The organism is Pseudoalteromonas holothuriae (genome assembly GCF_945859825.1).
Lineage (GTDB): Bacteria > Pseudomonadota > Gammaproteobacteria > Enterobacterales > Alteromonadaceae > Pseudoalteromonas > Pseudoalteromonas holothuriae.
On record NZ_CAMAPC010000094.1, the window covers coordinates 1 to 394 of the forward strand.

1 protein-coding gene is annotated in these 394 nt (G+C 49.7%); it reads right to left on the minus strand.

Annotation, left to right across the window (positions count from 1 at the left end):
* The coding region (locus OCI93_RS21040; protein WP_261627273.1) for a KS-MAT linker domain-containing protein at window positions 1-394 on the minus strand (394 nt) is incomplete at both ends.

A 394-nucleotide genomic window follows, 5' to 3' on the forward strand; every position in this document is an offset into this window, starting at 1 on the left:
CTGCATGCTGAGAGCTCCCTGTATTAAGCCAGAAGCTTTGTCTATTAAATGGGTAGGTCGGTAAACTCAGCCTCGTTTGGACTCCTGTCGGATATAAATCTGTCCACGCTACTATTGCTCCTGATACCCACTGTCTGCCAACCGCTTCCCAGTCCCGCTGTCGTCGCTGCGCTGACAACCAGTCACTCGGCAACTCATGTTGTGTTTTTACCTCGCCTTGCAACCACGTGCCCGCATCACCCGCTACAAATTGTTGTAACGCTCTTAACAGCTCATCATAGTGCTCTGCTACTATCGCTAAACGATAGCGCATTGCTTCTCTACCCGTTTGCAGCGTATAGGTCACTCTTCTCAGCGACACCGTGGGGTTAGCTTGTAAGTACGTAATGAATTT